Source organism: Janthinobacterium rivuli (assembly GCF_009208735.1).
GTDB lineage: Bacteria > Pseudomonadota > Gammaproteobacteria > Burkholderiales > Burkholderiaceae_D > Janthinobacterium.
This window is the reverse complement of record NZ_WFLJ01000019.1, coordinates 112,417-137,902: the sequence shown is the minus strand read 5'-3', so window position 1 is coordinate 137,902 and position 25,486 is coordinate 112,417. Positions and strand designations below refer to the sequence as shown.

Below are 25,486 nucleotides of genomic sequence, written 5' to 3'. Positions count from 1 at the left end.
CTTATCAACATTGCACTGTATTGCACAAGATCATTGCTGGCCTTGTATGTATTTCTGTCTACAGTGTGAGGCTCATGCAACAGTCGCGCCCCGTCTCTTTTATAAGTACAACATCGAAGGGGCTGCCGGAGCGGGCTGGGATGCGCCGTCAATGGACGGGCAGGGCAAGCACGGGACCGGCGCCGCGATGGGCGTCCGAATCACTATGCATCATGCCAGATATGTATGACAAATACGTTTTTGTTTATGTATTTATATGCAGTGCATATAAATAGGCGGTGCCGCAGCTCAGCTAGCCGGGGGATTGATGATATTCAGGAAGGCCCGCACGACGGGAGCGTCGTCGAGCGTGGTGTAGCTGATGTACAGGTTGGCCGACGGCGGATTGGTCTTGATCGGCAGAAACACCACGCCGGGCCAGCCGATGCGGCTGGTCGTTTCCGGCACCAGGGTCACGCCCAGGCCCGCACCCACCATGGCCAGCAGGGTTTGCGGCTCGCTCGCTTCCTGGAAAATCACGGGTTCGAAGCCGGCGTTGATGCAGCACTGCACCAGGTAGCGGGGAAACGCGGATTTGTCGAGGTTCAGGGTCAGCATCGGCTCGTGGGCGATGTCGATCAGTTCGATCGCCGTGTTCTTGGCCAATGGATGGTGTTCGTTGACGGCCACGCACACGTTTTCGCGAAAGCACAGTTCCTGGCGTAGATTATCGTGGCGCAAGTCGTCATCGTTGAGCTTGGGTTCGCGCCAGAAACCGACATCGATCTGCTTGGCGCGCAAGGCTTCGTATTGCACCGTGGGACCGAATTCATGGATGGTCCAGGTGACTCTGGGAAATTTGGTCTGGAATTCTTCCAGCAGGCTGGGGATGGGGCCCCACATGGCCGAGCCGACGATGCCCACGCGCAAGCGGCCCACTTCGCCGCGGTCGATCTGGCGGATGGTGTCGATGGTCATGCGCATCTTGGCCAGCAACTCGGCCGCCTCGTTCATCAGCGCCTTGCCCGCCACGGTCAGCTCGAACGTGCGCGTGGTGCGGGCAAACAGGCGCACGCCCAGTTCGCTTTCCAGTTTCATGATCTGCTGGCTCAACGGCGGCTGCGAGATATGCAGGCGCTCGGCGGCGCGGCTGAAGCTTTTCTCCTCGGCGACGGCAAGAAAATACTTTAACTGTTTCAGATCGATGGACATGCTTTCCTTGCATTACCTGATGCTAAGCGGGAACCTCAGCGCGGGAACGGCGCGCAAGCCATGACAGGCCGCGCGCTTCTTTACAGCAGTCGTATTATCGTGCCACGACCGCCTGCATGGCAATGGCCAGCGCGGTGCCGACTTGCGCATTGTGCTTGACCAGGGCGATATTCGTCGCCAGGCTGCGGCCATCCGTCAGCTGCTTGATGCGCGACAAGAGGAATGGTGTGACTTGCTTGCCCTTCACACCGCCCGCATCGGCTTCCTGCAGCGCCTGCGTAGTGATGGCATCGATCTCTTCCTTGGGCATCGCTTGCGCGGCCGGCACGGGGTTGCTGACGATCACGCCGCCTTTCAAGCCCAGCTGCCACTTGGTGCCGATGAAGGCGGCCTGTTCCTCGGCCGTGTCGAGGCGGAAATCGGCCTTGAAGCCGCTTTCGCGCGTGAAGAAGGCGGGAAAACCTTCCTGGCCCACGCTGATGACGGGCACGCCGTGGGTTTCCAGGTATTCCAGGGTGAGGCCGATGTCGAGGATGGATTTGACGCCCGCGCAGACGACGGCCACGGACGTTTGCGCCAGTTCCTGTAAGTCGGCGGAAATGTCGAAGCTCGTTTCCGCACCACGGTGCACGCCGCCGATGCCGCCCGTGACGAACACGGAAATACCGGCCAGTTCCGCGCAGATCATGGTGGCGGCCACGGTGGTGGCGCCCAATTTGCCCTGCGACAGCACGAACGGCAGGTCGCGGCGGCTGACCTTCATGGCGTCGGGCGAGGTGCCCAGCAGTTCCAGCTGCTCGGGCGATAGGCCCACGCAGATCTTGCCGCCGATGATGGCGATGGTGGCCGGCACGGCGCCGCCGTCACGGATGATCTGTTCCACTTCGCGCGCCATTTCCACGTTTTGCGGATACGGCATGCCGTGCGAAATGATGGTCGATTCCAGCGCCACGATGGCCTTGCCGGCCGCGCGCGCGGCTAGCACTTCTTGCGAGAACAAGAGGAAATTCTGTAATTGGGTCATGTCAGTCCTGTTGAAAGAGGGTAGGGGGTGGGGGCGCCAGATCGGCGTCGTCGATGTTGTCGAGCGCGCCGGCGGAAATCAGGGGGGAGACGGTGGCAGCCGATTCCAGGGTCATGGCGGCCAGCTTCAGGCCGCGCCGGCATGCCAGTTTCAGATCGCTGCTGTCGTGGTACAGCGACCAGCAGACGGCGGCGGAAAACGCGTCGCCGGCGCCCGTCACGTCAACGGCGTCCACTTCGCGCGCGGCCAGGTGGACGACAGGCGCGTCCGGACTGTCGCCATCCGTGAAGTACACGCCCTCGCCGCCACAGGTGACGATCACCTGGCGCGCGCCCTGGCGCTGCACTTCGCGGCAGGCGGCGCGCACCTCGAATGCCGTGGGCAAGGCGCGCGCCACGCGCGTTTCCAGCTCGCCCCGGTTCAGGATCAGCAGATGCAAACCCGTCAAGTCTTGTGGCAGGTGCGCCATCTTCGGCTGCGAGACGGCGACGATGACCAGCGGCGTCGCGTGGGCGGCGTCCTGGCGCGCGTCGGCCAGCAGCGCCTGCACGCTGTCGTGGCCCAGGTTCAGGTCGCAGACGGTGAGGGCTGCGGCGGCGCGCTGCGGCTGGCGGCTGTGCAGAAAGGCCGGGGTCAGCTGTTCGTAGAGTTGCATGTTGGCCATCGCCAGCAGCATTTCGCCATGTTCGTCGAGCACGGCCGTGTAAGTGCCGCTGCTGGTGTTGCTCAGATGCAGGCTGCCGCGCATGTCGATGCCCGCGTCTTCCGCGTGCGTCTGCAAGGCGTGGCCGGCCGCGTCGTCGCCCAGCGCCGTCAGCAGGGCGACGGGAATCGACAATCGGGCCAGGTTTTCCGCGATGTTGCGGCCCACGCCGCCAAACACTTCCTCCGAGCGCACGGGATTCGAGGTGCCCATCTGCAGGGTGGCCAGGGTGCGCATCTTGCGGTCGAGGTTGGCGGCGCCGATGCACAGCACGGGGCGGCTGTCGGGCAGCACGTAGGCGCGCCCCAGCAGGCGGCGCTCGCGGATCAATCCGGCGATGTGGCCGGCGACGGCCGAGCGCGACAAGCCCAGTTCGCTCGCCAGGTCTTGCTGCGAGATGAAAGGGTTGTTGCGGATCAGCGTGTACAGCTGGTCTTTTTTATTGGTATCGGTCACAGGGTTTCGCTGAAGGATTAAACATTTGTTCGGAACTGTAAACATTTGTCTTATCGGTGTCAAGCCTGTGTCAAGCTCGTACGGAGCGTGTGCAAAACGTGTTCGTATGGAGCTTGTATGCATGCATTTCCCGGGCATCGCCGGGGCGTGGCCTCCGCTGGCGGGCGAGTGCTTGCCTGGACTATAATATCGGCCATTTATATTTGAATTGTATAAATGGGCAAGAAAAATGGTATTTGCCATACATATTCCGTTTGATGCATAGTGGCGGCAAATAGTGGCAATACGCATTTCGATATACCTGTAACACCATACTTACCCGATACCTGGGCCGCAGCATCTTGCCTTGTACTGCCGCGCAGGCAGCAAACCATCATCATTAGTCAATCAGAGGATAACCATGTCGAACAACACCCCTTTCCACGCCGCCGAAATCATCCGTGCCCGCGCTCCTGAAAATTTCAAGCCGCGCGTGGCGATGATCCTCGGCTCCGGCCTGGGTGTGTTGGCCGAGCAGATGACGGACGCCGTCAGCATCAGCTTTGACGAATTGCCCGGCTTCCCGATCAGCACCGTGCATGGCCATGCCGGCGAACTGGTGGTCGGTACCCTGTCGGGCGTCGCCGTCGTCTGCATGAAGGGCCGTGGCCACTTCTACGAAGGCTATGGCATGGGCGTGATGACGAGCGCCATCCGCACCTTGAAACTGCTGGGCTGCGAAATGCTGTTCGTCACCAACGCCGCCGGTTCCCTGCGCCCTGAAGTGGACGCCGGCAGCCTGGTGGCCATCAGCGACCATATCAACCTGCTGCCAGGCACGCCGATGGTCGGCCCGAACGACGACCGCTTCGGCCCGCGCTTCTTCAGCATGGCCAACGCCTACGATGCGGACCTGCGCAAACTGGTCAAGGACACGGCTGCCTCGAACGGCATCACCCTGCACGAAGGCGTGTTCGTCGCCTACCCGGGCCCGAACTTCGAGACGGCCGCGGAAATCCGCATGATGGCCCGCCTGGGCGCCGACACGGTCGGCATGTCGGTGGTGCCGGAAGTGGTCTCGGCCCGTCATTGCGACCTGAAAGTGGTGGGCGTGTCCGTCATCACCAACCTGGCTGAAGGCATGTCGCCATTCGCCCTGTCGCACGAACAAACCCTGAAATACGCGGCCATCGGCGCGAAAGACCTGGTCAAGCTGATCCTCGCTTTCCTGGCCAAAGTCGCTGAACAACCGCAAGCCTAAGCACTTTTTTACGCAGTAGCGGCGCGCCGGCCACCGGCGCTGCCGCGCGGCAGGCCGGCAAAATCCGGCCTACACTGTCCGCATCACCCCGCATCATTCCCTAAAGCGAGCCTTATCATGTCACGCGCATTTATCCTCCTGCTTGATTCCTTCGGCCTTGGCGCGACGCCAGACGCCGCCAAGTATGGCGACGCAGGTGCCAATACCTTTGGCCACATTGCCAGCACTGTCGCCAAAAGCGGCAAGACCTTGAAACTCCCGAACATGGAACGCCTGGGCCTGGGCGCCGCCGCGCACCTGGCCAGCGGCGAATGGGCCACGGGCTTCGACCAGCGCGACGGTTTTACCGGCGCCTACGGCGCGGCGCGCGAGCGCTCCACCGGCAAGGACACGCAGAGCGGCCACTGGGAAATCGCCGGCGTGCCCGTCGAATTCGACTGGGGATATTTTCCCCGCACCACGCCATCGTTCCCCGCCGACCTGACCGACAAACTGAAAGCCATGGCCGGCGTGCCGGGCTTTCTCGGCGACTGCCATGCCTCGGGCACGGACATCATCAACAAGCATGGCGATGAACACGTCGCCACCGGCAAGCTGATTATCTATACCTCGGGCGACTCGGTGATGCAGATCGCCGCGCACGAAGAATCGTTCGGCCTCGAACGCCTGTATGAAGTGTGCGAAATGGCCTTCAAGCTGGTCGAACCGTACAACATCGGCCGCGTCATCGCCCGCCCGTTCACCGGCAGCAACGGCAACTACACGCGCACGTCCAATCGCCACGACTACGCCGTCGCGCCGCCAAGCAAGACCCTGCTCGACCACGTCAAGGATGCGGGCGGCGAAGTCGTCGGCCTGGGCAAGATCAGCGACATTTTCGCCACCCAGGGTATCTCGCGCGTCGTCAAAGGCGTCGACAACATGGCGCTGTTCGAAGCGCTGTTGAAGACGGCAGATGAAGTGCAGGACAAGTCGCTCACGTTCGTGAACTTCGTCGATTTCGACCAGGCGTTTGGCCACCGCCGCAACGTCGAAGGCTATGCCGACGCGCTGCGCGAAATGGATGCGCGCCTGCCGGAATTCATGGACAAGCTCAAGGAAGGCGACCTGGTCGTGATCACCGCCGACCATGGCTGCGACCCGACCTGGCACGGCTCCGACCACACCCGCGAACACATTCCGATGATCTTCTTCGGCCCCGGCGTCGCCCCGCGCGCACTGGGTATTTCCGAGACGTTCTCCGATATTGGCCAAACCCTCGCCAAGCACCTTGGCGTACCACCACTTGCTAATGGAACCAGCTTGTTATGACACTCATGCACCCCGAATTCAAGCGTAACGAGGCCGTTGGCCTCGACCTGGGCTGGATCAACCAGATCCGCGTCAACCGCGCCGCGACGGACCGCCGCGCGGCCAGCCTGGCGAACCGCCGTACGGTGAAAAAGGAATACCAGGCCGCCTGGCTGGTCAAAGCCATCCAGATGATCGACCTGACCACCCTGGGCGGCGACGATACGCCGGGCCGCGTGGAACGCCTGTGCATGAAGGCCATGCGCCCGCTGCGCGCCGACCTGATGGACGCGCTGGGCTTGACGCAGTTGAGCACCGGCGCCGTGTGCGTGTACCACGAGATGATCGCCCCAGCCGTGAAAGTCATCCAGGGCCGCCTGCCCATCGCCGCTGTGTCGACAGGTTTCCCGGCCGGTCTGACGAGCATGGAAACGAAGCTGCGCGAGATCGAACTGTCGGTCGCCGCCGGCGCTTCCGAGATCGATATCGTCATCACGCGCCAGCACGTCCTGAACGGCAACTGGCAGGTGCTGTACGACGAAATGCTGGCTTACCGCAAGGCGTGCGGCGAAGCGCACGTGAAGGCGATTCTCGCCACGGGCGACTTGCTGACCATGGAAAACGTGGCCAAGGCGTCGTGGGTCTGCATGATGGCCGGCGCCGATTTCATCAAGACCTCCACCGGCAAGGAAGGCGTCAACGCCACCATCCCCGTGGCCTTGACGATGGTGCGCACGATTCGCGAATACCACGAGCAGACGGGCTTCCAGGTGGGCTTCAAGCCGGCCGGCGGCGTCAGCTCGGCCAAGAGCGCGCTGCAATACCTGACCCTGATGAAGGAAGAACTGGGCAACGAATGGCTGCAGCCGCACCTGTTCCGCATCGGCGCTTCCAGCCTGCTGACCGACATCGAGCGCCAGCTCGAGCACTACGTCACCGGCAGCTACTCGGCCAATCATCGTCACGCACAACCTTAAAGAACAATCGTCATGCCAACAATTAACGAGATTCTCAATACTATGGACTACGGCCCTGCTCCCGAAAGTCAAAAAGAAGCGCAGGCGTGGCTCGACGGCCACCAGCGCACCTTCGGTTTGTTCATCGACAATGCCTGGAGCGAGCCGGCCGAACTGTTCGCCTCGACCAACCCCGCCGATGGCAGCCAGCTGGCCGAACTGACGCAAGCGAGCGATGCTGACGTCGAACGCGCCGTGGCAGCGGCGCGCCGCGCGCTGCCCGTCTGGCAAGGCATGGGTGGCCATGGCCGCGCGAAAGTCATGTACGCGCTGGCCCGTTTGCTGCAAAAGCATTCGCGCCTGTTCGCCGTGCTCGAAACCCTGGACAACGGCAAGACCATCCGCGAAACGCGCGACATCGACCTGCCGCTGGCCGCGCGCCATTTCTACCATCACGCCGGCTGGGCGCAGCTGCAGTCGGAAGAATTCGCCGACTACCGCGCCGTGGGCGTGGTGGGCCAGATCGTGCCGTGGAATTTCCCCCTGCTGATGTTGTCGTGGAAAATCGCCCCGGCCCTGGCGGCCGGTAACACGGTGGTCTTCAAACCGGCCGAATTCACGTCGCTGACCGCCATGCTGTTCGCCGAACTGTGCGTGCAGGCGGGCGTGCCGGCCGGCGTGGTCAACATCGTCACCGGCGATGGCCGCGTTGGCTCGGCCATCGTCAACCATCCTGGCGTCGACAAGATCGCGTTCACGGGTTCGACGGAAGTCGGCCGGTTGATTCGCGAGGCGACGGCCGGCAGCGGCAAGAAGCTGTCGCTGGAATTGGGCGGCAAGTCGCCGTTCATCGTCTTTGAAGACGCGGACCTCGATGGCGCCGTGGAAGGCCTGGTCGATTCGATCTGGTTCAACCAGGGCCAAGTATGCTGCGCCGGTTCGCGCCTGCTGGTGCAGGAATCGATCCAGGAACGCTTCCTGAACAAGGTACGCGCGCGCATGGAGAACCTGCGTCTCGGCTCGCCGCTGGACAAATCGATGGACGTGGGCGCGCTGGTCGACCCCGTACAGCGCCAGCGCATCGCCGCGCTGGTCGATTCGGCCCGTGCCGAAGGCTGCGACGTATGGCAGCCGGCGTGCGAATTGCCGGCCGACGGTTCGTGGTTCCCGCCTACCCTGATTACGGGCGCGTCGACGTCGGCCGCCGTGGCACAGGCTGAAATATTCGGCCCCGTGCTGGTGGCCATGAGCTTCCGCACGCCGCCTGAAGCGGTGCAGCTGGCGAACAACACGGTGTACGGCCTGGCCGCCAGCGTGTGGACCGAGTCGATCAGCCTGGCCCTCGATATCGCACCGGCCATCAAGGCTGGCGTGGTATGGATCAATAGCGCGAATCAGTTCGACGCGGCCTGCGGCTTCGGCGGCTACCGCGAGTCGGGCTTCGGCCGTGAAGGCGGCCGCGAAGGCATGCTGGAATACATGACGGCCCTGGCCGAAGATGCGCGTCCGGCATTGCCGGTGCTGGAAGCGAAAGCCAAGGGCAATGCGAAGCCGGCGGCAGCCGATCCGTTCGCCATCGACCGCACGGCCAAGATGTACATCGGCGGCAAGCAGGCACGCCCCGACAGCGCCTACAGCGCGCCCGTCTTTGGCGTGAACGGCGCCCTGCTGGCCGAGGTGGGCGTGGGCAGCCGCAAGGATATCCGCCACGCCGTCGAAGCGGCCCACAAGGCGTCCGGCTGGACCAGTGCCACGGCGCACAACCGCGCGCAAGTGCTGTACTACATCGCGGAAAACCTGGCCGCACGCGCCGACGAATTCGCTGCCCGCATCGCCGCCATGACGGGCAGTAAAAATCCCGAGAAGGAAGTGCAGGCCTCGATCGAACGCCTGTTCTACTATGCCGCCTGGGCCGACAAGTACGACGGCCTGGCACACCAGCCGCCCACCAAGGGCATCACCGTGGCGCTCAATGAAGCGGTCGGCGTGATCGGCATCGTTTGCCCGAACGAAGCGCCTTTGCTGGGCTTTATTTCGCTGGTGGCGCCGGCCATCGCGCTGGGCAACCGCGTGGTGGTGGTGCCGTCGGAAGCGCATCCGCTCTCCGCGCTGGACCTGTACCAGGTATTCGACACGTCCGACCTGCCGGGCGGCGTCGTCAACATCATCAGCGGCAACGCCGATGAACTGGCGCGCACGCTGGCCACGCACGCCGACATCGACGCCGTCTGGCGCCATGACGGCTCGCTTGACGGTTGCGCGGAAGTCGAGCGCCTGTCGGCCGGCACCCTGAAGCGCACCTGGGTCGGTGGCGCCAAGGGCCGCGACTGGTATAGCGCCGCGCAAAGCGGTGGCCGTGCCGTGCTGGCGCATGCGTCGCAAGTGAAAAACGTGTGGATACCTTACGGCGTCTGATAAGTCACTAGCGTTACAAAGCTGGGGTCAGATCCGCAGGGACTGGCCCCAGATCTCATGATTGGAGTTATTCCATGTTGTTAACCCAGGAAATCATTCGCAAGAAGCGCGACAAGGGCGTGCTGAGCGCCGAGGAAATCCAGTTTTTCGTGCGCGGCATCACGGACGGCAGCGTCAGCGAAGGCCAGATCGCGGCGCTGGGCATGGCCGTCTATTTCAATGACATGAACATGGACGAGCGCGTGGCGTTCACCCTGGCCATGCGCGATTCCGGCCAGGTGCTGGACTGGCGTGCGCTGAACTTGCCGGGCCCTGTCGTCGACAAGCATTCGACGGGTGGCGTGGGCGACGTCGTCTCCCTGCTGCTGGGCCCCATGGTCGCCGCGTGCGGCGGCTACGTGCCGATGATCTCGGGCCGCGGCCTGGGCCACACGGGCGGCACGCTGGACAAGTTCGACGCCATTCCAGGCTATTGCACGGTGCCGGACAATGTATTGTTCCGCAAGGTGGTCAAGGAAGTTGGCGTGGCCATCATCGGCCAGACGGCGCAGCTGGCGCCGGCCGACAAGCGTTTCTACAGCATCCGCGACGTCACCGCCACGGTGGAATCGGTGGCCATGATCACCGGTTCCATCCTGTCGAAGAAACTGTCGGCCGGCCTGGACGCGCTGGTGATGGACGTCAAAGTGGGCACGGGCGCCTTCATGCCGACCTACGATAAATCGGTGGAGCTGGCCGAGAGCATCGTCGCCGTCGGCAATGGCGCGGGCATGCAGACGTCGGCCATTTTGACGGACATGAACGAATCGCTGGCGCCGTACGCGGGCAATGCGCTGGAAGTGCGCGGCGCCATTGATTACCTGACGGGCCGTTCGCGTCCCGCGCGCCTGCACGAAGTGACCCTGGCGCTGTGCGCCGAGATGCTGGTGCTGGGCGGCCTGGCTGTCTCCGAGGAGGAGGCGCGTGTGACATTGACGGCGGCCCTCGATTCGGGCGCGGCGGCCGAACGCTTCGCGCGCATGGTGTCCGCCCTGGGCGGCCCGGCCGACCTGCTCGAACATCCGGACAAGCACCTGGAGCAGGCGCCGTTCATCGTGCCGGCGCCGGCGCTGTCGTCCGGTTACGCCAACGTGCGCGATTGCCGCGCCATCGGCCTGGCCGTCGTCGCCTTGGGCGGTGGCCGCCGCCGTCCGACGGACAGCATCGATTTCGCCGTCGGCCTGACGGACCTCGTGGGCCTGGGCGAGCAAGTGACTGTCGGCCAGCCGCTGGCCATGGTGCACGCGCGCACGGAAGCGGCGGCGCAGCAAGCCGTCAGGGAAATCCAGGAAGCGTATGCCATCGGCGCGGTGGCGCTGGCGGCCAATCCGGTGATTTACCGTACGATTCGTCCGTAACTATTTTTAGCCCCAAAGCAGGGTCTGGGGTCGTACCCTGAGGGTACGACCCCGGCCTTTGCGGGTTTTACAGGTAAATAATCAAATGAATAACCAAGAACTGATCGCCGAAGCCAACGCCGGCCGTGAACTGGCCTACGCGCCATACTCGCGTTTTAAAGTAGGCGCGGCGTTGCTGTGCAAGGATGGCCGCGTCTTCCGTGGCTGTAACGTGGAAAACGCCGCCTATGGCCTGTGCAACTGCGCCGAGCGCACGGCGTTTTTCAGCGCCATCGCGCATGGCTGCAAACCAGGCGACTTCGCCAAGCTGGCCGTCACGGGCGACACGGCGGAACCGATCTCGCCATGTGGCGCCTGCCGCCAGGTGATGTTCGAGATGGGCGGCGCCGACCTGCCGGTGATCCTGACGAACCTGAAGAACGATGTCATGGAAGTGACGGCGGGCTGGCTGCTGCCGCACGGCTTCGGCAATTCCGACCTGGACATGAAGTAACAGGATCCGCTTGAACAAGACGATCGACATCCAGGCGGCCGTGGCGATTGCCGCGGCCGAAGCCATGGCGGCCAAGACGCAGGGCACCTTCGGCGTGGGCGGCGTGCTGCTCGATGGCGCCGGCAACGTGCTGCAATCGATGCACAACAACGTCGTGCGCCAGGGCCTGGTGTTCGACCCCACCGCGCATGGCGAGCGCCAGCTGGTGGACTGGTATTTCGCCGAGCGGGCCAAGGGCACGCCCTTGCCGTCGCCGGGCGAACTGACCATCGTCACCTCGCTCGACCCCTGCTGCATGTGCACGGGGGCGATTCTTGCCGCCGGTTTCAACGTGGTGGTGGCCGCCCCCGACGTCAAGGCGGGCATCAATTACGATGGCGCCGCCACCTTCACGGCCTTGCCGGCGCTGTTGCAGGCACAGGCCGGCCGCAGCTTTTGCTATCCGGCCGTGCGCGGCGCCACCGAGTATGCGCGCCTGCCGTCCGGCGCCGCGCCCAAATCTTTTTTCATCGGCAAGAGCATCCACGAGGCGACGCAGGCACTGTGCTCGCTCGTGTTCGAGTCGACATCGGCGCAGGTGATGCAGCTGCTGAACGCCGGCGACGACGTGCAGCTGCGCGATCCGGCCACCTTGCCGTCCGAGCATGCCGTGGTGCGCGCCCTGCGCCGCCGCTATCCCGACGCCCTGACTTACCGCTGCGACCCGCATGCGCCCGATGCGGGCCTGGCGCCGTTCCTGCAGGCGGCGATGGAGCAGGATGTGCGCGATGGCGGCCAGGGCGACGCGGCCGCCTTGCTCGATTCCTTCGGCAACCTGCTGCTGTGCATGCCGGGAAAAATGGCGCAATCGGCCATCCGCACGCCGTTCATGGAATGCACGCGCCAGTACGCGCAGCTGCGTTTTGAATTGATGGCGAATGCGGCGCCGGCGCTGCAGGAAGAGATCAAAAGCTACCTGGGCCACCCCAAGCACGGCACCTTCGTGCTGGCCATCGGTCCGGACGATGGCGCCGCCAGTTTCATGACCCTGGGTGCCTACGGCTCCACCATGGAAGGGGCGCTGCCGGAGAATAATCCGGCGCAATTTCAGTACGTGCGCCCGGCCATGGCGCAAGACGCGCTGCTGGCGCTGTGCGAGACGATGCCGCCGCTGTATCGCAAGCTGATCCGCATCCGGCCGCGCCAGGTGGCGAACCCGGCCCTGGTCCAGGCGCTAGGCTAGCCTAGGCGTCGTCGTCGGGCAGGTTTTTCAGTAAAAAGTCGCGCACGTTTTCGCCCGCCACGCGGCGGATCTGCGCCTCCGACAAGCCCGCGTCGAGCAGGGCCTGCGTCAATCGCGGCAAGCCGGTGGCGTCGATGGCCGTCGTGACGGCGCCGTCGAAGTCCGAGCCATAGGCCACGTGTTCGGCGCCGATCAGTTTTACCGTGTAGCCGATGGCGCGCGCGATGGACGCCACGTCCTTGCCGCAGACGGCCGTATTCCAGAAACCGATGCCCACCAGGCCGCCCTGGGCGGCGATGCGTTTCAATTGCGCGTCGCTGAGGTTGCGCCCATTGGCGCAGGTGCCGCGCACACCCGTGTGCGACACCATCACGGGGCGTTTCGCCAACGTCAATACGTCGTCGATGGTGGCCGGCGAGGCGTGTGCCAGGTCGACGATCACCTTGCGCTGTTCCATGGCGCGCAGCCATTGCTTGCCCAGCGGCGTCAATCCGCCTTTCTTCAAGCCGTGCTGGGAGCCGGACAGTTCCGTGTCGAAGAAATGCGTGGGCGCGGCCATGCGGAAACCTGCCCGGTACAAGGTATCGAGGTTGTCCAATTTTCCTTCGAGCGCATGCGCGCCTTCCAGGGTCAGCCAGGCGGCCAGCAGGGCGGGGTCTTTTTCGCGCGCCGCGATGAAGCTGCGCAGCTGGGCGCGGCTGCCGATGACCCGCACCTTGCCATGGCTTTTCGCCGCTTGCTGGCGCAGCTCGTCGGCCTGGTAAGTGGCGCGCGCCAGCAGGCTGTGCCAGGTGGCGGGCGGCAAGCCTTGCGCCACCACCAGCGCCGTGATGTTGTCGGTGTCGCTGCCATTGCGCTCGATATTCATCTTGCGCGGGGTCTTGGTGACGACGGAAAAGGCTTGCAGCGCCACGTTGGCCCGCTGCAGGCGGGGAAAGTCGACATGTCCGCGCTGGCTGTCGCGGTTCAGATTGCGTTGCCACAGAAGGCTGTCCGCGTGCAGGTCGGCGATCCACAGGCTCTGGTGCAGGGCCAGAGCAGCTGTCGATGGGGCCTTGCCGGATGGGGGATGGACACGGTTGAGGTGCTCGTCGACGAGGACGGGAGCGGACAGGAAACCGCCGATCAGCGCAAGGCTGGCGGCGGTGAGGGTGCTGATAATCATTGTTCTCCGTTTTACCATGGATCGTAGGTGCCCAGGCTCCAGACATGGCCTTCCGGGTCGCGGCAAGTGAAGCCCCGTCCGCCGTAATCTTCATCCTTGATGTCGAGGACGATTTCGGCGCCGGCTTCGCGCGCGCTGCGGTAGACGGCATCGGCGTCGCTGACGACCAGGTAGCAATTTTGCGTGTTGGCGCCGCCGACGTCGCCGGGCAGTTTCATCAGGCGGCCATAGTCGCTGTCGATGGCCGGCGCCACCATGACCATGCCATTGCCGAAGCTGAGCTGGGCGTGCGCGATGCCGCCATCGCCGTCGGGCACGATCAATTGTTTTTCAAAGCCGAGCGCCTTGCACAGCCATTCAATGGCGGCGGGCGCGTCGCGGTAGCGCAGGCAGGGGATGGTCGTCGCGGTTGTCGCTTTTGCAGTCGTGGTCATCAGAAAACTCCTATGGCTGAGGGGGAGTAACTTCGATTGTCAATCTTGCGTAGCGTTCCGTCTCAATACCATCCGTCGGGAGGGGTTTGATGCCCGTCAGTGCCGCGCCCCTGCATAGTGCCATAGAACAATCATTGCACTCTTGCCACGACGCAAATTTTTATTGCGGCGACTGCTGTGAGCTCGGTGTTTTTGCATCCGCGTCGGCATCGTCGCTGTTGCTGGCCCATTTCAGCAGCATGACGAGGGCAAACAGCATGATGGCCAGCGGCAAGATGGTGATCAGGAACGCCAGGCCCAGGCAGCACGCCAGCAGCATGGGCCAGGACATGGCGCGCAGGGCGGCCATGCCCTGGCGCGTGTAAGCGCACAGCTCGTTCCAGAAAGTGCTGAAGGAAGTGCTGCCCGGTGCCGAATTGATGTCTTTCATGCCGTTCTCCTGTCGTGTGGATGCCGCTGCCGTATGCAGGCTGGCGATGAATCCACTATAGGCAAAACCCCGTTGCCGGGCATCGCGTATGCGACGAATGGCCGGAATGGCGGACCGAACGGCGACAGGCAGGGACAAACGGTTATTCAAACACCTTGAGTTTCAGCTGGAAGCTGAGGGCGCCATACAGGCGGTCCTTGTAGGATGGCACGATGGCGATATTCACGCCCACGCGCTGGTATTCATAGCTGATGGTGGGCACCAGGGCCGGGAACCAGCCGCCATCGCGCATCTTCGGATAGCCGCTGAAGCCGCCAACGACGGCGCCGACGCGCAGCGGGCCCACCTTGATCGGCTGGTAGTACACGCCCAGGTAGTTCGAATAGGCACGGTCGCTATTGTAGAAGCGCCCGGCCGTGACCGACGCGACGGTGGAAAAGCGGTATTCGGCGCCCAGGCCGGGATTGCTGTCGTTCAGGTTCTTGTCGCGCTGAAAGTGATACGAATAAAAGCCCGCGTTGAGCCAGGTTTCGCTGAGCGGCTGCTTATCGATCATGCTAACAACATCGGCGTGCGCGCCGCAGGCATATGCCAGCATCAGTGCGCCTAGGGACAATCGTTTCATGCGTGCTTCATCCTTATGATTTCGTATTCTGTGGGCTGGCCTGGTCTGGCGCTGCCGCGATCGTATCACCAAGTTGGCTGCGCTTCGAAGCAATATTGAAAGGGCAGAACAGACGGCTGTTCTCCCGTCTGTTCACAGCGCCATCCGGACGGCTTGGGCGTTCTCCGGACGGCGCCAGGAGAATGATTCTCATTTTGCAACTATGTTTGCATTATTGTTATAAAAGTTGTTGGTTTGCGACATCTCAAATCAGATAGATATGATATTCTGGCGTCAAGTTAATTTTCTTTTTGGAAATAGAATGTCAATCATGCCTAAATCATCATTCGTTCTCGTTCTGTCGACCGTGTTTGCCGCCGGCGCCGCGCAAGCCGGTGTTGTCGATTTGGGCATCGGTGGCGCGAATTTGTATTCCCTGAGCAACTTCAGCGCGTCCGGCAGCGATGTCGAAGGCGGCGTGCTGGTTGCCGGTAACCTGTCGGCGTCGAGCTATTCGATCAATGACAAGAACAAGGACGCCTACGTCACGCACGGTAATACCGGCTATGCGCTGGTCGTTGGCGGCAACCTGAACTATAGCTCCGGCTCGATCAAGAACGGCAACTACTTTGTGGGCGGCAGCACGACGACGAGCAGCGTGGGCCTGAACACAGCCACGAAGACGAGCACCTCTCCCGTCTCGTTCGCATCCACCTCGGCCCAGCTGAAAAACACCTCGACCTCGCTGGCGAAAGTGGCGTCCACGGGCAGCAGCTCCGTGGCCTACGGCGGCATGACACTGAAGGGCGGCACGGGCAGCGTGCAAGTGTTCGATCTGACTTCCGCGACGTTGGGTTCGGTGAATAACTTCAAGTTCAGCAACCTGCACACGAACGACACCCTGATCCTCAATATCAGCGGCACGAACGTGAACCTGTCCGGCGGTTACGGCGATTTCAGCAAATACAATGTGCTGTACAACTTCTATGAGGCGCAAAGCATCACCTTGAACGGCGTGGGCCTGTATGGCAGCATTCTGGCGCCGCTGGCGACCCTGGCCGGCGGCAATGGCCAGATCAACGGCAGCGTGGTGGTGGGTAACTGGGCTTCGAACATCCAGGTCAACGCCAACCATTATTTCAACGCCACCAACGTGGGCGGTTATGTCTCGGCCGTGCCGGAACCGGAAACCTATGCGATGCTGTTGGCAGGCTTGGGCCTGGTTGGCTTCATGGCGCGCCGCCGCAAGGGCAAGACGGCAGCATAAGCGTTCGCGCTGTTCAGGAAACCGCCTTGCAAGGCGGTTTTTTTTGGTTATGTCACCGTCAAATGTGGGAACGCTCCCATCGTTGCTTTCAATAACGTTTCGGGTGAACGGATGCGCCTGGCGTCGAGTATCCATCGCCAGCCCAGATAATTCTGCAGATAGCGCGTCGCCACGCCGTGAAACGGCCTTAACCATTCGCGCAGGCGGCTGTGATACGCATTGACGTTCTGCACGTGGGCGGCGCCGCCCACGCGGATGCCGGCGCGCAAGTTGACGGCCTCATGGCTGATGCCCGCCTCCCTGGCAAACGCCCGGTAGGCGGCATGACCATCTGTGACCAGCAAAACATCCTTGTCGATGACGGGCAACAAGCAGCGGTGCAGCTGCGCCTTCGTCAACGCGCCTCTGCCCGTGACGAAATCGAGGGTCTGGCCCGTGCGGTCGCGCGCCACCAGGATGCAGACTTGCTCGTTGGATATGCCGCGCTGGCGTGCATGGCCGCCGCGGCGGCGGGCCGGACGCGTCATCTGTCGCGCGCCTTTTTCCGATTCCAGCATATATAACTCGTCAGCCTCGGCGATGCCATGCAGGCCATGCGGCCGGTCCGTTTTTGCCAACGATAAAAATCGGTGGCGCCAGCGAAACGTGGTGTTGCGGTGCACGCCCAATTGGCTGGCCGCCTGGCGTACCGACCGGGAATCGAGCAGGCAATCGGCATAATCGAGCCACAGCGATTTATGGCGCAGGCGTGCCAGCGGCGTCCCCGTCAAGGCATTGAAGGTGCGCCCGCAAGGCACGCAGCGGTAGCGCTGCAGACCATGCGCATGGCCATGCCGATGCAGGTGGGACGAGTGGCAGGCTGGGCAGGCCAAGCGCGACTGCGCCACGCCCTCCAGCAGCGCGACGGTCGCGTTGTGTGGCGTGTTGCCACGCAGCAGGGTCATGCCTGCCTGCCGCTGGCGCCGGTTCAACTGCGCAAACTGCGCGATAAAGCTGATCCATTCGGCTGGCTGCATGATCTGCTCCCTGTGTGGTGGGTATGCAGAGTCAGACAGCACCGCCAAGCGAAGATTCCGGCATTTCCCCTATTTTACGAGGACAGCGCCTTTTTTTTCGCCTGCTGGCGGCATGGACACGGCCGCCAGCACCATGTGCGCGATCAGGGTTTCCGCATCCTCGTAATCCTTGCGCGTGAGCTGCTTGCGTTCCAGCACCAGGGCCATCTGCGGCGAAAAATCCGCATACGATTGCGTCATGGCCCAGATGGCGAACATCAGGTGCGTGGCGTTGACGGGCGCGATCTTGCCGGCCGCGATCCAGGCTTCGAAGACGGCGATATCCTTGCGCAGCAGGGGCACGACCCTGTCGCGTATCTGTGCGCCGTACAGGGGCGCGCCATTGATCACTTCCAGCGCATACACGCGCGAAGCCCACGGCTGTTCGCGCGAAAAACGCAGCTTGGCGCCGATATACGCGCGCAGCACGTCGCGCGGTTCGTCGTGTTCATTAGCCAGCGATTCCATGCGCGCCAGCCAGTCGTCGAGCACGTCGTCGAGCACGCGCTGGTATAGCAACTGCTTGGACGGGAAGTAATACATCAGGTTTTGCTTCGACAGGCCGGCCCGCTCGGCAATGGTGGCGATCGACGCGCCCTCATAGCCGCTTTCCGCGAACACGCGCACGGCTTGCTCGAGGATGTCCGCCTCCAGGCGATCGCGGTTTTGCAGGCGCCGGCCGCCGGCATTTTTCACGGAGAGGGCAGGGGATTTGTCGCTGGCCATGGCGGGTTCTTTAGCGTGGACGGATCGATTGCAGGAAGGCCTGCAGCACGGGGGTATCGGTGTAGGCCACGTTGAAGCGAAACCACACCGTCTCGGGCGCGCGCAGCATGAAAAATTCGTTCGGCGACAGCAGGATGCCGGCCTTCAAGGCCATGTCGGCGATGATCTTGCCGTTCCACTCCGGCGTTTGCACATCGGGCCAGCCGGCGCTGACGAACATGCCGCCGCGCGGACGCGCCACTGGCGCCATGCCCGCCTGCGCCAGGCAATCGATGCTGCGCTCACGGGCCGCCTCGAGCTGCGCCACCAGGCGTTCCACCATGCGCTTGTAGGGCCTTGCGGAGACGGCGTGGTAGACGGCGCGCTCGTTGATTTCCGACGTCGTCAGTCCCGCCAGCATTTTCACGCGCACCAGTTCCGCCACCAGCGGTGGCGAGGCGCAAATCGACCCCACGCGCAGCACGGGCGACAGGGTCTTGGAAAAACTGCCCACGCGGATCACGCGACGCAAGCCGTCCATGGCCGCCAGCGACGCGTCGCCGCGCGCCGCCAGTTCGCGGTAGATATCGTCTTCCACCAGCCAGAAATCGAATTGCTCGGCCAGCGCCAGCAGCCGGTGCGTCTGCGCCTGACTGAGCGAGGTGCCCAGCGGATTTTGCAGCACCGTGTTGACGAACATCAGCTTGGGCTGTGTGCGCGCGGCTTCAAAGGCCAGCGCATCCAGATCAAGTCCCGCCTCGCCACGCGCTATACCGACGGGGATGCAGCCGTGGTGGCGGATCAGCGACTGCAGATTGCTGTAGCCGGGGTCTTCCACCAGCACCGTGTCGCCCGGCTTGGTCAGGCTGCGCAGGATCAAGTCGAAGGCGTGCGTGGCGCCATGCGTCAGCAAGACCTGGTCCGGCTCCACCTGGAACAGCTCTTCCGACAGGCTGGCGGCCAGGTGCTGGCGCAGCGAGGGAAAGCCGAGAGGGTGGCCATAGCCGCGCAGGCGGCTGGCGGGAATGCGCATGGCCTGGCGCACGGCATCGAGCACGGTCGCCTCGCCATACATCTCGGGCGGCAGCCAGCCGGCACCCACGGGCAGGGCGTCGGACACGCCCGAATACAGGTCCGGCGTGAGGGCGTCGATGGCGGTGGGGCTGGCAAGGGTGTTGGCAATGAGGGCCGCCTGCGGCGAGGCGGCGACATCGTGGCGCGCGACGAAGTAGCCGGAACCGCGCCGCGACGACAACAAGCCCAGGTTGACCAGGCGGTCATACGATTCGACGACGGTGAAGGTCGACACGCCATTGCAGCGGGCGAACTGGCGCACGGACGGCATGCGCGTGCCGATGCGCAGGGCGCGGCTGCCCACCATGACGCTGATGGCGATGACGATCTGCTCGACGAGGCCGCCTTTCTTCTGGCGGTCGATGTCCAGCACGGGCCAGCCACTGGCGTTACCTTCGCCCTCGTCCTGTTTCACGTCGTGCGTCACCGGTGGCTCCTTATGCTGCTCAAGTAACCCCCAATAAATTCTTGTGCTTTCTGACTTCCATAACCGGCGCTCTGCAGCGTTGCCTGCTGCTAGCAGTGCTCGCACTGCGTCGCAACAGGCGCCTTGCATAGCATCCGGTTCTGTTCGTCATAAATTCACAATAATTTCCCGAGGATTACTTAACACAAAAAACTGTATTGGTTTTTCGACCTGTACGGTTGGGATACTTTGCCGTTTGTGTATCTGTGCCATTGGGGATGGCCTGTCTATTATTACATCAGCTTTTTGCCAACTGGTAAATTATTTTACGCTTCGTCAAAAACGATCCTGGCTCCGCGCCAGCCCATCCCAAGGAGAAGGTCATGAACGAAACAAGGCCGGAATCGATGTCGGCATTCTGGATGCCGTTTACGAATAACCGCGATTTCAAGGCCAACCCGCGCCTGCTGGTGTCGGCCGAAGGCATGTACTACAAGGACGTCGATGGTAACGCCATCCTCGATGGCACGGCCGGCCTGTGGTGCGTGCCGTGCGGCCATGCACAGCCGAAGATCGTCGGCGCCATCCGCGAGATGGTGGGCCAGCTGGACTTCGCGCCCACCTTCCAGATGGGCCATCCGGCCGCCTTCGACCTGGCGGAAAAACTGATGGACTACACGGGGCATAAATTTGGCCACGTTTTCTATACCAACTCCGGTTCCGAAGCCGTCGACACGGCGTTGAAGATCGCGCTGGCCTATCACCGGGCACGCGGCGAGGGCGCGCGCACGCGCCTGATCGGCCGCGAACGCGGCTACCACGGCGTGGGCTTCGGCGGCATTTCTGTGGGCGGCATCGGCGGCAACCGCAAGACCTTCGGCCCCTTGCTGCCCGGCGTGGACCACCTGCCGCACACGCATAATCTGGACAAGAACGCCTATACGGTGGGTGAGCCCGAATACGGCACCCACCTGGCCGATGAACTGGAACGCATCGTCGCGCTGCACGACGCCTCGACGATTGCGGCCGTCATCGTCGAACCGGTGGCCGGTTCCACGGGCGTGCTGATCCCGCCGAAAGGCTATCTGAAACGCTTGCGCGAGCTGTGCACCAAGCACGGCATCCTCTTGATCTTCGATGAAGTGATCACGGGTTTCGGCCGCATGACGACGCCGTTCGCGGCCGATTATTTCGACGTCGAGCCGGACCTGATGACGACGGCCAAGGGCCTGACCAACGGCATGGTGCCGATGGGCGCCGTGTTCAGCAAAAAATACATCCACGACGCCTTCATGGATGCGCCGCCAGGCATTGAACTGTTCCACGGCTATACCTATTCCGGCCACCCGCTGGCCTGCGCCGCGTCGCTGGCCACCCTGCAAGTGTTTGAGGAACAGGACATCCTGGGCCACGCGAAAGCGATGCAGGCGTATTGGAGCGACGCCGTGCATTCCCTGAAAGGCTTGCCGCACGTGATCGATCTGCGCAGCATCGGCCTGATCGCCGGCATCGAACTCGCCCCCATCGCCGGCAAGCCCGGTGCGCGCGCCTTCAACGCCTTCAAGCAAGCCTTCGCCGACGGCGTGCTGATACGCACAACGGGCGACATCATCGCGCTGTCGCCGCCGCTGGTGCTGGAAAAACAGCATATCGACGAGCTGTTTGGCAAGCTGGCCAAGGTACTAAAGAATCTCGACTAAGGAACACCATGAACACGCTCGACACCATCACCCACTACATCAACGGCGCCAAGGTCGACACCCGAAGCGGCCGCTATGGCGACGTCTACAACCCTGCCCTGGGCGTACCCGTCGCCAGAGTGGCGCTGGGCACCCGCGAAGACGTCGACGCGGCCGTGCAGGCGGCAGCCGCCGCCTTTCCCTCGTGGTCGGCCACGCCGCCGCTGACGCGCGCCCGTGTGCTGTTCCGCTACCTTCAGCTGTGCCAGCAGCACACGGACGACTTTGCCGCCATGCTCACGCGCGAGCATGGCAAGACCTTTGCCGATGCGCAGGGCGAGGTGGCGCGCGGCATCGAGATGGTGGAATTTGCCGTCGGCATCCCGCAATTGCTGAAAGGCGAATTCACGGACCAGATTTCGCGCGGCATCGACGCCTGGTCCATGCGCCAGGCGCTGGGCGTGGTGGCTGGCATCACGCCATTCAATTTCCCCGTGATGGTGCCGATGTGGATGTTCCCCGTCGCCATCGCCTGCGGCAATACCTTCGTCTTGAAACCGTCCGAGCGTGATCCGTCCGCCTCTTTGCTGCACGCGAAACTGCTGAAGGACGCCGGCCTGCCCGACGGCGTCTTCAACGTGGTCCAGGGAGACAAGGTGACGGTCGACGCATTGCTCGACCACCCGGTCGTGCAGGCGATCAGCTTTGTCGGCTCGACGCCGATCGCCGAATACATCTATGCGCGCGGCAGTGCCAGCGGCAAGCGCGTGCAAGCGCTGGGCGGCGCGAAGAATCACATGGTGGTGATGCCCGACGCGGACATGGACATGACGGTCGATGCGCTGATCGGCGCGGCCTACGGTTCGGCGGGTGAACGCTGCATGGCCATCTCCGTCGTCGTGGCCGTGGGCGATGCGGGCGACAAATTGATCGACGCACTGGCAACGCGCACGGCCGCACTGAAAGTGCGCGACGGCATGGCCGATGGTGCGGAAATGGGACCGGTCGTGTCGCTGGCCGCCAAGCAGCGCATCGAAAAACTCATCGCCTCGGGCGTGGAGCAGGGCGCGACGCTGGTGGTCGATGGCCGCAACCATGTGGTGCCGGGCCGCGAGAACGGCTTCTTTGTCGGCGGCACCCTGTTCGACCACGTCACGCGCGACATGAGCATCTACAAGGAAGAGATTTTTGGTCCCGTGCTGTGCGTGCTGCGCTGTCCTGACGTGGTGCATGCGGTGGAGCTGATCAACGCCAACGAGTATGGCAACGGCGTGGCCATCTACACGCGCGACGGCGGCGTGGCGCGCGAATTCGTGCGCCAGATCCAGGTCGGCATGGTGGGCGTCAACATCCCCCTTCCGGTGCCGATGGCCTTCAACAGCTTTGGCGGCTGGAAGCGCAGCATGTTCGGCGACCACCACGCGTATGGCCCCGAAGGCGTGCGCTTCTACACGCGCCACAAGGCCGTGATGCAGCGCTGGCCGAACACGGTAAGCGCTGGCGTGGAATTTGCTTTTCCCCAGATGAAGTGACGGTTTCATACTAACAGTCCACCGCAGGCTCAAAGAAGGAAAACGCGATGATCGAGTCCCTCAACTATTTGCCGCATCCCGCCCTGCCCAACGCCGAATTGGCGGGGCATTTCACGGATCTGGCGCCGCCCCTGACGGCGCGCCAGGCCGCCATCGAAAGCGCCCGCTGCCTGTACTGCTACGACGCGCCGTGCAGCCGTATCTGTCCGTCGGAAATCGACGTGGCCAGCTTCATCCGTAACATCCACGACAAGAACATCAACGGCGCCGCAGCCGGCATCCTGAAGCAGAACATCCTGGGCGGCAGCTGCGCCCGCGTCTGTCCCACGGAAATCCTGTGTGAAGACGTCTGCGTGCGCAACCACGATGCGGAAGGCCAGCCCGTGAAAATAGGCCTGTTGCAGCGCTACGCCGTCGACCACATGCACTTTGCCAGCCACCCGTTCAATCGGGCGGCAAGCACGGGCAAGACGATCGCCATCGTCGGTGCGGGCCCTGGCGGCCTGTCGTGCGCGCACCGCCTGGCGATGCTGGGCCACGACGTGGTGATCTTCGAAAAGGAAGGCAAGCCGGGCGGCCTGAATGAATACGGCATCGCCAAGTACAAGCTGACGGACGACTTCGCGCAAAAGGAAATCGACTTTCTGCTGGACATAGGCGGCATCGAGATCCGATGTCGCCAGGTGCTGGGCGAGAACCTGCAGCTGCGCGACCTGCACGCGCAGTACGACGCCGTCTTCCTGGGCCTCGGCCTGGGCGCCAGCCGCAAGCTGGGCTTGACGGGCGAGGAGGCGCCAGGTCTTTTGGCCGCCGTCGACTACATCAGCGCGCTGCGCCAGGCGGACGACCTGACCGCGCTGCCCGTGCCGAAACGCGCCATCGTCATCGGCGCCGGCAATACGGCCATCGACATGGCCGTGCAGATCCAGCGCCTGGGTGCCGAGGAAGTCACTCTGGTCTACCGGCGCGGCTTCGACGCCATGACGGCCACGCATCACGAACAGGAGATCGCCAAGGCCAATCAGGTGCGCATGCTGACGTGGGCCCAGCCGCAGCAGGTGTTGCTCGATGGCGAAGGCAAGGTGGCCGGCATGCGCTTCGAGAAGACCCGCATGCAGGGCACGCGCCTGGCGGGCACCGGCGAAACCTTCGACGTGGCGGCCGACGCCATCTTCAAGGCCATCGGCCAGAGCCTCGACACGGACGTGCTGCATGACCCGATGGCGTCGCTCTTGCAACGCGAAGGCGACAAGATCGCCGTCGATGCGGGTTTTCGCACGGTGCTGCCCGGGATCTACGCGGGCGGCGACTGCGTGGCGCCGGGGCAGGACTTGACGGTGCAAGCCGTCCAGCATGGCAAGCTGGCCGCACTGGCCATCCATGCCGATTTACTCACCAAAGTGGAGGCTGCATAATGGCTGATCTCAGCATCGAATTTTGCGGCATCAAGGCGCCGAATCCCTTCTGGCTGGCATCCGCACCGCCGACCGACAAGGCCTACAACGTGGTGCGCGCCTTCGAGGCGGGGTGGGGCGGCGTCGTGTGGAAGACGCTCGGTGAAGACCCTGCCGCCGTCAACGTCTCGTCGCGCTATTCCGCCCTGTACGGCAAGAACCGCGAAGTGGTGGGTTTCAATAACATCGAACTGATCACCGACCGCTCGCTGGAGATCAACCTGCGCGAAATCACCCAAGTGAAAAAGGACTGGCCCGACCGCGCCATGATCGTCTCGCTGATGCTGCCCTGCGAAGAGCACTACTGGGCCGACATCCTGCCGAAGGTCGAGGCGACGGGGGCGGATGGCATTGAACTCAATTTCGGTTGCCCGCACGGCATGCCGGAGCGGGGCATGGGTGCGGCCGTGGGCCAGGTGCCCGAGTACGTGCAGATGGTCACCGCCTGGTGCAAGAAGCACAGCAAACTCCCCGTCATCGTCAAGCTCACGCCCAACATCACGGACGTGCGCATGCCGGCGCGCGCGGCCAAGGCGGGCGGCGCGGACGCCGTCTCGCTGATCAACACCATCAACTCGATCACCTCGCTGGACCTGGACCGCATGGTGGCCTTGCCCATCGTGGGCGGCGCCAGCACGCACGGCGGCTATTGCGGGTCTGCCGTCAAGCCGATCGCGCTGAACATGGTGGCGGAAATCGCCCGCGATCCGCAGACGCGCGGCTTGCCCATTTCCGGCATCGGCGGCATCGGCAACTGGCGCGACGCGGCCGAATTCCTCGCCCTGGGTGCCGGCTGCGTGCAGGTGTGCACGGCCGCCATGCTGCATGGTTTCCGCATCGTCGACGAGATGAAGGATGGCCTGTCGCGCTGGATGGACGAGAAGGGCTATGCGCGCATCAGCGATTTTTCCGGCAAGGCCGTGGCCAACACGACGGACTGGAAATACCTGGACATGAATTACCAGGTGATCGCGCACATCAACCAGGACGACTGCATCAAATGCGGCAAGTGCTATGTGGCTTGCGAAGACACCTCGCACCAGTCGATTGCGCAGCTGATCGACGCCGCCGGCACGCGCACGTACGAGGTGATCAAGGAGGAGTGCGTGGGCTGCAACCTGTGCGAGATCACCTGTCCGGTGCAGGGCTGCATCACGATGGTGCCACAAGCCACGGGCAAGCCATACATGAACTGGACGCAGGATCCCAGGAATCCCCGCGCGTTGACGGAGACGGCATAGGGCACGGTTATTGCGTGCGTTTATTTTATAAACAGCGGCGCGTCTTTGCAGTA

Annotated in this window: 22 protein-coding genes; 12 read left to right on the top strand and 10 right to left on the bottom strand. The window is 63.3% G+C overall.

What is annotated here, in order from left to right; all coding sequences use genetic code 11:
- Positions 1-288 precede the first annotated feature (288 nt).
- The 3 genes from GCN78_RS23365 to GCN78_RS23355 all read right to left on the bottom strand — a co-directional run bounded on the left by GCN78_RS23365 (position 289) and on the right by GCN78_RS23355 (position 3,374).
- Positions 289-1,191, bottom strand: a complete 903-nt coding sequence (locus tag GCN78_RS23365; RefSeq protein ID WP_152253828.1) for a LysR family transcriptional regulator — start codon at positions 1,189-1,191, stop codon at positions 289-291.
- Positions 1,192-1,285: 94 nt separating this feature from the next.
- A complete protein-coding gene (locus GCN78_RS23360; protein ID WP_152253827.1) occupies positions 1,286-2,215 on the bottom strand; it encodes a pseudouridine-5'-phosphate glycosidase in 930 nt (309 codons plus the stop codon).
- A gap of 1 nt (position 2,216) precedes the next feature.
- Positions 2,217-3,374: a carbohydrate kinase gene (locus GCN78_RS23355; RefSeq protein WP_152253826.1), complete on the bottom strand. Its 1,158-nt coding sequence runs from the start codon at positions 3,372-3,374 to the stop codon at positions 2,217-2,219.
- Positions 3,375-3,774: 400 nt separating this feature from the next.
- Here GCN78_RS23355 and xapA point away from each other — a divergent pair, with 400 nt between their 5' ends.
- From xapA to GCN78_RS23320, 7 genes are all read left to right on the top strand, one after another.
- Positions 3,775-4,614, top strand: a complete 840-nt coding sequence (gene xapA, locus GCN78_RS23350) for a xanthosine phosphorylase (RefSeq protein WP_152253825.1) — start codon at positions 3,775-3,777, stop codon at positions 4,612-4,614.
- A 117-nt stretch (positions 4,615-4,731) separates the two neighbouring features.
- Positions 4,732-5,925 (top strand): phosphopentomutase, encoded by a 1,194-nt coding sequence (locus GCN78_RS23345; RefSeq protein ID WP_152253824.1) that lies wholly within the window; start codon positions 4,732-4,734, stop codon positions 5,923-5,925.
- Positions 5,922-6,881, top strand: a complete 960-nt coding sequence (gene deoC / locus GCN78_RS23340) for a deoxyribose-phosphate aldolase (protein ID WP_071079274.1) — start codon at positions 5,922-5,924, stop codon at positions 6,879-6,881. The genes GCN78_RS23345 and deoC overlap by 4 nt, the downstream gene beginning before the upstream one ends.
- Positions 6,882-6,893: 12 nt before the next feature.
- Positions 6,894-9,275, top strand: coding sequence for an aldehyde dehydrogenase family protein (locus GCN78_RS23335; RefSeq protein WP_413465232.1), 2,382 nt, complete (start codon positions 6,894-6,896; stop codon positions 9,273-9,275).
- A gap of 74 nt (positions 9,276-9,349) precedes the next feature.
- The gene (gene deoA, locus GCN78_RS23330) at positions 9,350-10,672 is read left to right on the top strand and encodes a thymidine phosphorylase (protein ID WP_152253823.1); all 1,323 of its coding nucleotides are present in this window, start codon (positions 9,350-9,352) and stop codon (positions 10,670-10,672) included.
- Positions 10,673-10,757: 85 nt separating this feature from the next.
- Entirely contained in the window at positions 10,758-11,165 is a 408-nt protein-coding gene (locus GCN78_RS23325) for a cytidine deaminase (protein WP_101483994.1), read from the top strand.
- A 4-nt stretch (positions 11,166-11,169) separates the two neighbouring features.
- Complete coding sequence (locus GCN78_RS23320) at positions 11,170-12,387, top strand: nucleoside deaminase (protein WP_193316837.1); 1,218 nt, start codon at positions 11,170-11,172, stop codon at positions 12,385-12,387.
- Position 12,388: 1 nt separating this feature from the next.
- Here the strand turns inward: GCN78_RS23320 and GCN78_RS23315 are convergent, their stop codons facing one another.
- The 4 genes from GCN78_RS23315 to GCN78_RS23300 form a co-directional block, all read right to left on the bottom strand.
- Complete coding sequence (locus GCN78_RS23315) at positions 12,389-13,552, bottom strand: dipeptidase (protein ID WP_152253821.1); 1,164 nt, start codon at positions 13,550-13,552, stop codon at positions 12,389-12,391.
- Between the two features lie 11 nt (positions 13,553-13,563).
- Entirely contained in the window at positions 13,564-13,986 is a 423-nt protein-coding gene (locus tag GCN78_RS23310; protein WP_152253820.1) for a VOC family protein, read from the bottom strand.
- A 160-nt stretch (positions 13,987-14,146) separates the two neighbouring features.
- A complete protein-coding gene (locus GCN78_RS23305; protein ID WP_152253819.1) occupies positions 14,147-14,416 on the bottom strand; it encodes a hypothetical protein in 270 nt (89 codons plus the stop codon).
- Between the two features lie 142 nt (positions 14,417-14,558).
- A complete protein-coding gene (locus GCN78_RS23300) occupies positions 14,559-15,041 on the bottom strand; it encodes a hypothetical protein (protein WP_226939789.1) in 483 nt (160 codons plus the stop codon).
- Between the two features lie 310 nt (positions 15,042-15,351).
- On the opposite strand from GCN78_RS23300, the gene GCN78_RS23295 reads away from it, so the two are divergent.
- Complete coding sequence (locus GCN78_RS23295) at positions 15,352-16,287, top strand: choice-of-anchor A family protein (protein WP_226939788.1); 936 nt, start codon at positions 15,352-15,354, stop codon at positions 16,285-16,287.
- Positions 16,288-16,334: 47 nt separating this feature from the next.
- Here GCN78_RS23295 and GCN78_RS23290 read toward each other — a convergent pair whose 3' ends face one another.
- The 3 genes from GCN78_RS23290 to GCN78_RS23280 all read right to left on the bottom strand — a co-directional run bounded on the left by GCN78_RS23290 (position 16,335) and on the right by GCN78_RS23280 (position 19,548).
- The gene (locus GCN78_RS23290; protein ID WP_152253817.1) at positions 16,335-17,303 is read right to left on the bottom strand and encodes an IS1595 family transposase; all 969 of its coding nucleotides are present in this window, start codon (positions 17,301-17,303) and stop codon (positions 16,335-16,337) included.
- 69 nt (positions 17,304-17,372) lie between these two features.
- Positions 17,373-18,068, bottom strand: coding sequence for a TetR/AcrR family transcriptional regulator (locus tag GCN78_RS23285; RefSeq protein ID WP_152253816.1), 696 nt, complete (start codon positions 18,066-18,068; stop codon positions 17,373-17,375).
- A gap of 10 nt (positions 18,069-18,078) precedes the next feature.
- Positions 18,079-19,548 (bottom strand): aminotransferase-like domain-containing protein, encoded by a 1,470-nt coding sequence (locus GCN78_RS23280; RefSeq protein ID WP_152253815.1) that lies wholly within the window; start codon positions 19,546-19,548, stop codon positions 18,079-18,081.
- A 362-nt stretch (positions 19,549-19,910) separates the two neighbouring features.
- On the opposite strand from GCN78_RS23280, the gene aptA reads away from it, so the two are divergent.
- Genes aptA through preA form a run of 4 tightly spaced genes read left to right on the top strand, consistent with a single transcriptional unit; the run spans position 19,911 to position 25,433 of the window.
- Positions 19,911-21,227, top strand: a complete 1,317-nt coding sequence (gene aptA, locus GCN78_RS23275) for an omega-aminotransferase AptA (protein ID WP_152253814.1) — start codon at positions 19,911-19,913, stop codon at positions 21,225-21,227.
- 8 nt (positions 21,228-21,235) lie between these two features.
- The gene (locus GCN78_RS23270) at positions 21,236-22,738 is read left to right on the top strand and encodes a CoA-acylating methylmalonate-semialdehyde dehydrogenase (RefSeq protein WP_152253813.1); all 1,503 of its coding nucleotides are present in this window, start codon (positions 21,236-21,238) and stop codon (positions 22,736-22,738) included.
- A 47-nt stretch (positions 22,739-22,785) separates the two neighbouring features.
- Positions 22,786-24,153 (top strand): NAD(P)-dependent oxidoreductase, encoded by a 1,368-nt coding sequence (locus GCN78_RS23265; protein ID WP_152253812.1) that lies wholly within the window; start codon positions 22,786-22,788, stop codon positions 24,151-24,153.
- Complete coding sequence (gene preA, locus GCN78_RS23260) at positions 24,153-25,433, top strand: NAD-dependent dihydropyrimidine dehydrogenase subunit PreA (RefSeq protein WP_226939787.1); 1,281 nt, start codon at positions 24,153-24,155, stop codon at positions 25,431-25,433. The genes GCN78_RS23265 and preA overlap by 1 nt, the downstream gene beginning before the upstream one ends.
- Positions 25,434-25,486: the final 53 nt, after the last annotated feature.

Bases quoted from the DNA above. Each gene is read 5' to 3' on its own strand.
- GCN78_RS23325 (WP_101483994.1), top strand. From the start codon at position 10,758: ATGAATAACCAAGAACTGATCGCCGAAGCCAACGCCGGCCGTGAACTG.
- GCN78_RS23335 (WP_413465232.1), top strand. From the start codon at position 6,894: ATGCCAACAATTAACGAGATTCTCAATACTATGGACTACGGCCCTGCT.
- deoC (WP_071079274.1), top strand. From the start codon at position 5,922: ATGACACTCATGCACCCCGAATTCAAGCGTAACGAGGCCGTTGGCCTC.
- GCN78_RS23315 (WP_152253821.1), bottom strand. From the start codon at position 13,552: ATGATTATCAGCACCCTCACCGCCGCCAGCCTTGCGCTGATCGGCGGT.
- GCN78_RS23365 (WP_152253828.1), bottom strand. From the start codon at position 1,191: ATGTCCATCGATCTGAAACAGTTAAAGTATTTTCTTGCCGTCGCCGAG.
- GCN78_RS23305 (WP_152253819.1), bottom strand. From the start codon at position 14,416: ATGAAAGACATCAATTCGGCACCGGGCAGCACTTCCTTCAGCACTTTC.
- xapA (WP_152253825.1), top strand. From the start codon at position 3,775: ATGTCGAACAACACCCCTTTCCACGCCGCCGAAATCATCCGTGCCCGC.
- GCN78_RS23310 (WP_152253820.1), bottom strand. From the start codon at position 13,986: ATGACCACGACTGCAAAAGCGACAACCGCGACGACCATCCCCTGCCTG.
- GCN78_RS23360 (WP_152253827.1), bottom strand. From the start codon at position 2,215: ATGACCCAATTACAGAATTTCCTCTTGTTCTCGCAAGAAGTGCTAGCC.
- GCN78_RS23300 (WP_226939789.1), bottom strand. From the start codon at position 15,041: ATGAAACGATTGTCCCTAGGCGCACTGATGCTGGCATATGCCTGCGGC.
- preA (WP_226939787.1), top strand. From the start codon at position 24,153: ATGGCTGATCTCAGCATCGAATTTTGCGGCATCAAGGCGCCGAATCCC.
- GCN78_RS23295 (WP_226939788.1), top strand. From the start codon at position 15,352: ATGCCTAAATCATCATTCGTTCTCGTTCTGTCGACCGTGTTTGCCGCC.
- aptA (WP_152253814.1), top strand. From the start codon at position 19,911: ATGAACGAAACAAGGCCGGAATCGATGTCGGCATTCTGGATGCCGTTT.
- GCN78_RS23345 (WP_152253824.1), top strand. From the start codon at position 4,732: ATGTCACGCGCATTTATCCTCCTGCTTGATTCCTTCGGCCTTGGCGCG.
- GCN78_RS23265 (WP_152253812.1), top strand. From the start codon at position 22,786: ATGATCGAGTCCCTCAACTATTTGCCGCATCCCGCCCTGCCCAACGCC.
- GCN78_RS23290 (WP_152253817.1), bottom strand. From the start codon at position 17,303: ATGCAGCCAGCCGAATGGATCAGCTTTATCGCGCAGTTTGCGCAGTTG.
- GCN78_RS23285 (WP_152253816.1), bottom strand. From the start codon at position 18,068: ATGGCCAGCGACAAATCCCCTGCCCTCTCCGTGAAAAATGCCGGCGGC.
- deoA (WP_152253823.1), top strand. From the start codon at position 9,350: ATGTTGTTAACCCAGGAAATCATTCGCAAGAAGCGCGACAAGGGCGTG.
- GCN78_RS23270 (WP_152253813.1), top strand. From the start codon at position 21,236: ATGAACACGCTCGACACCATCACCCACTACATCAACGGCGCCAAGGTC.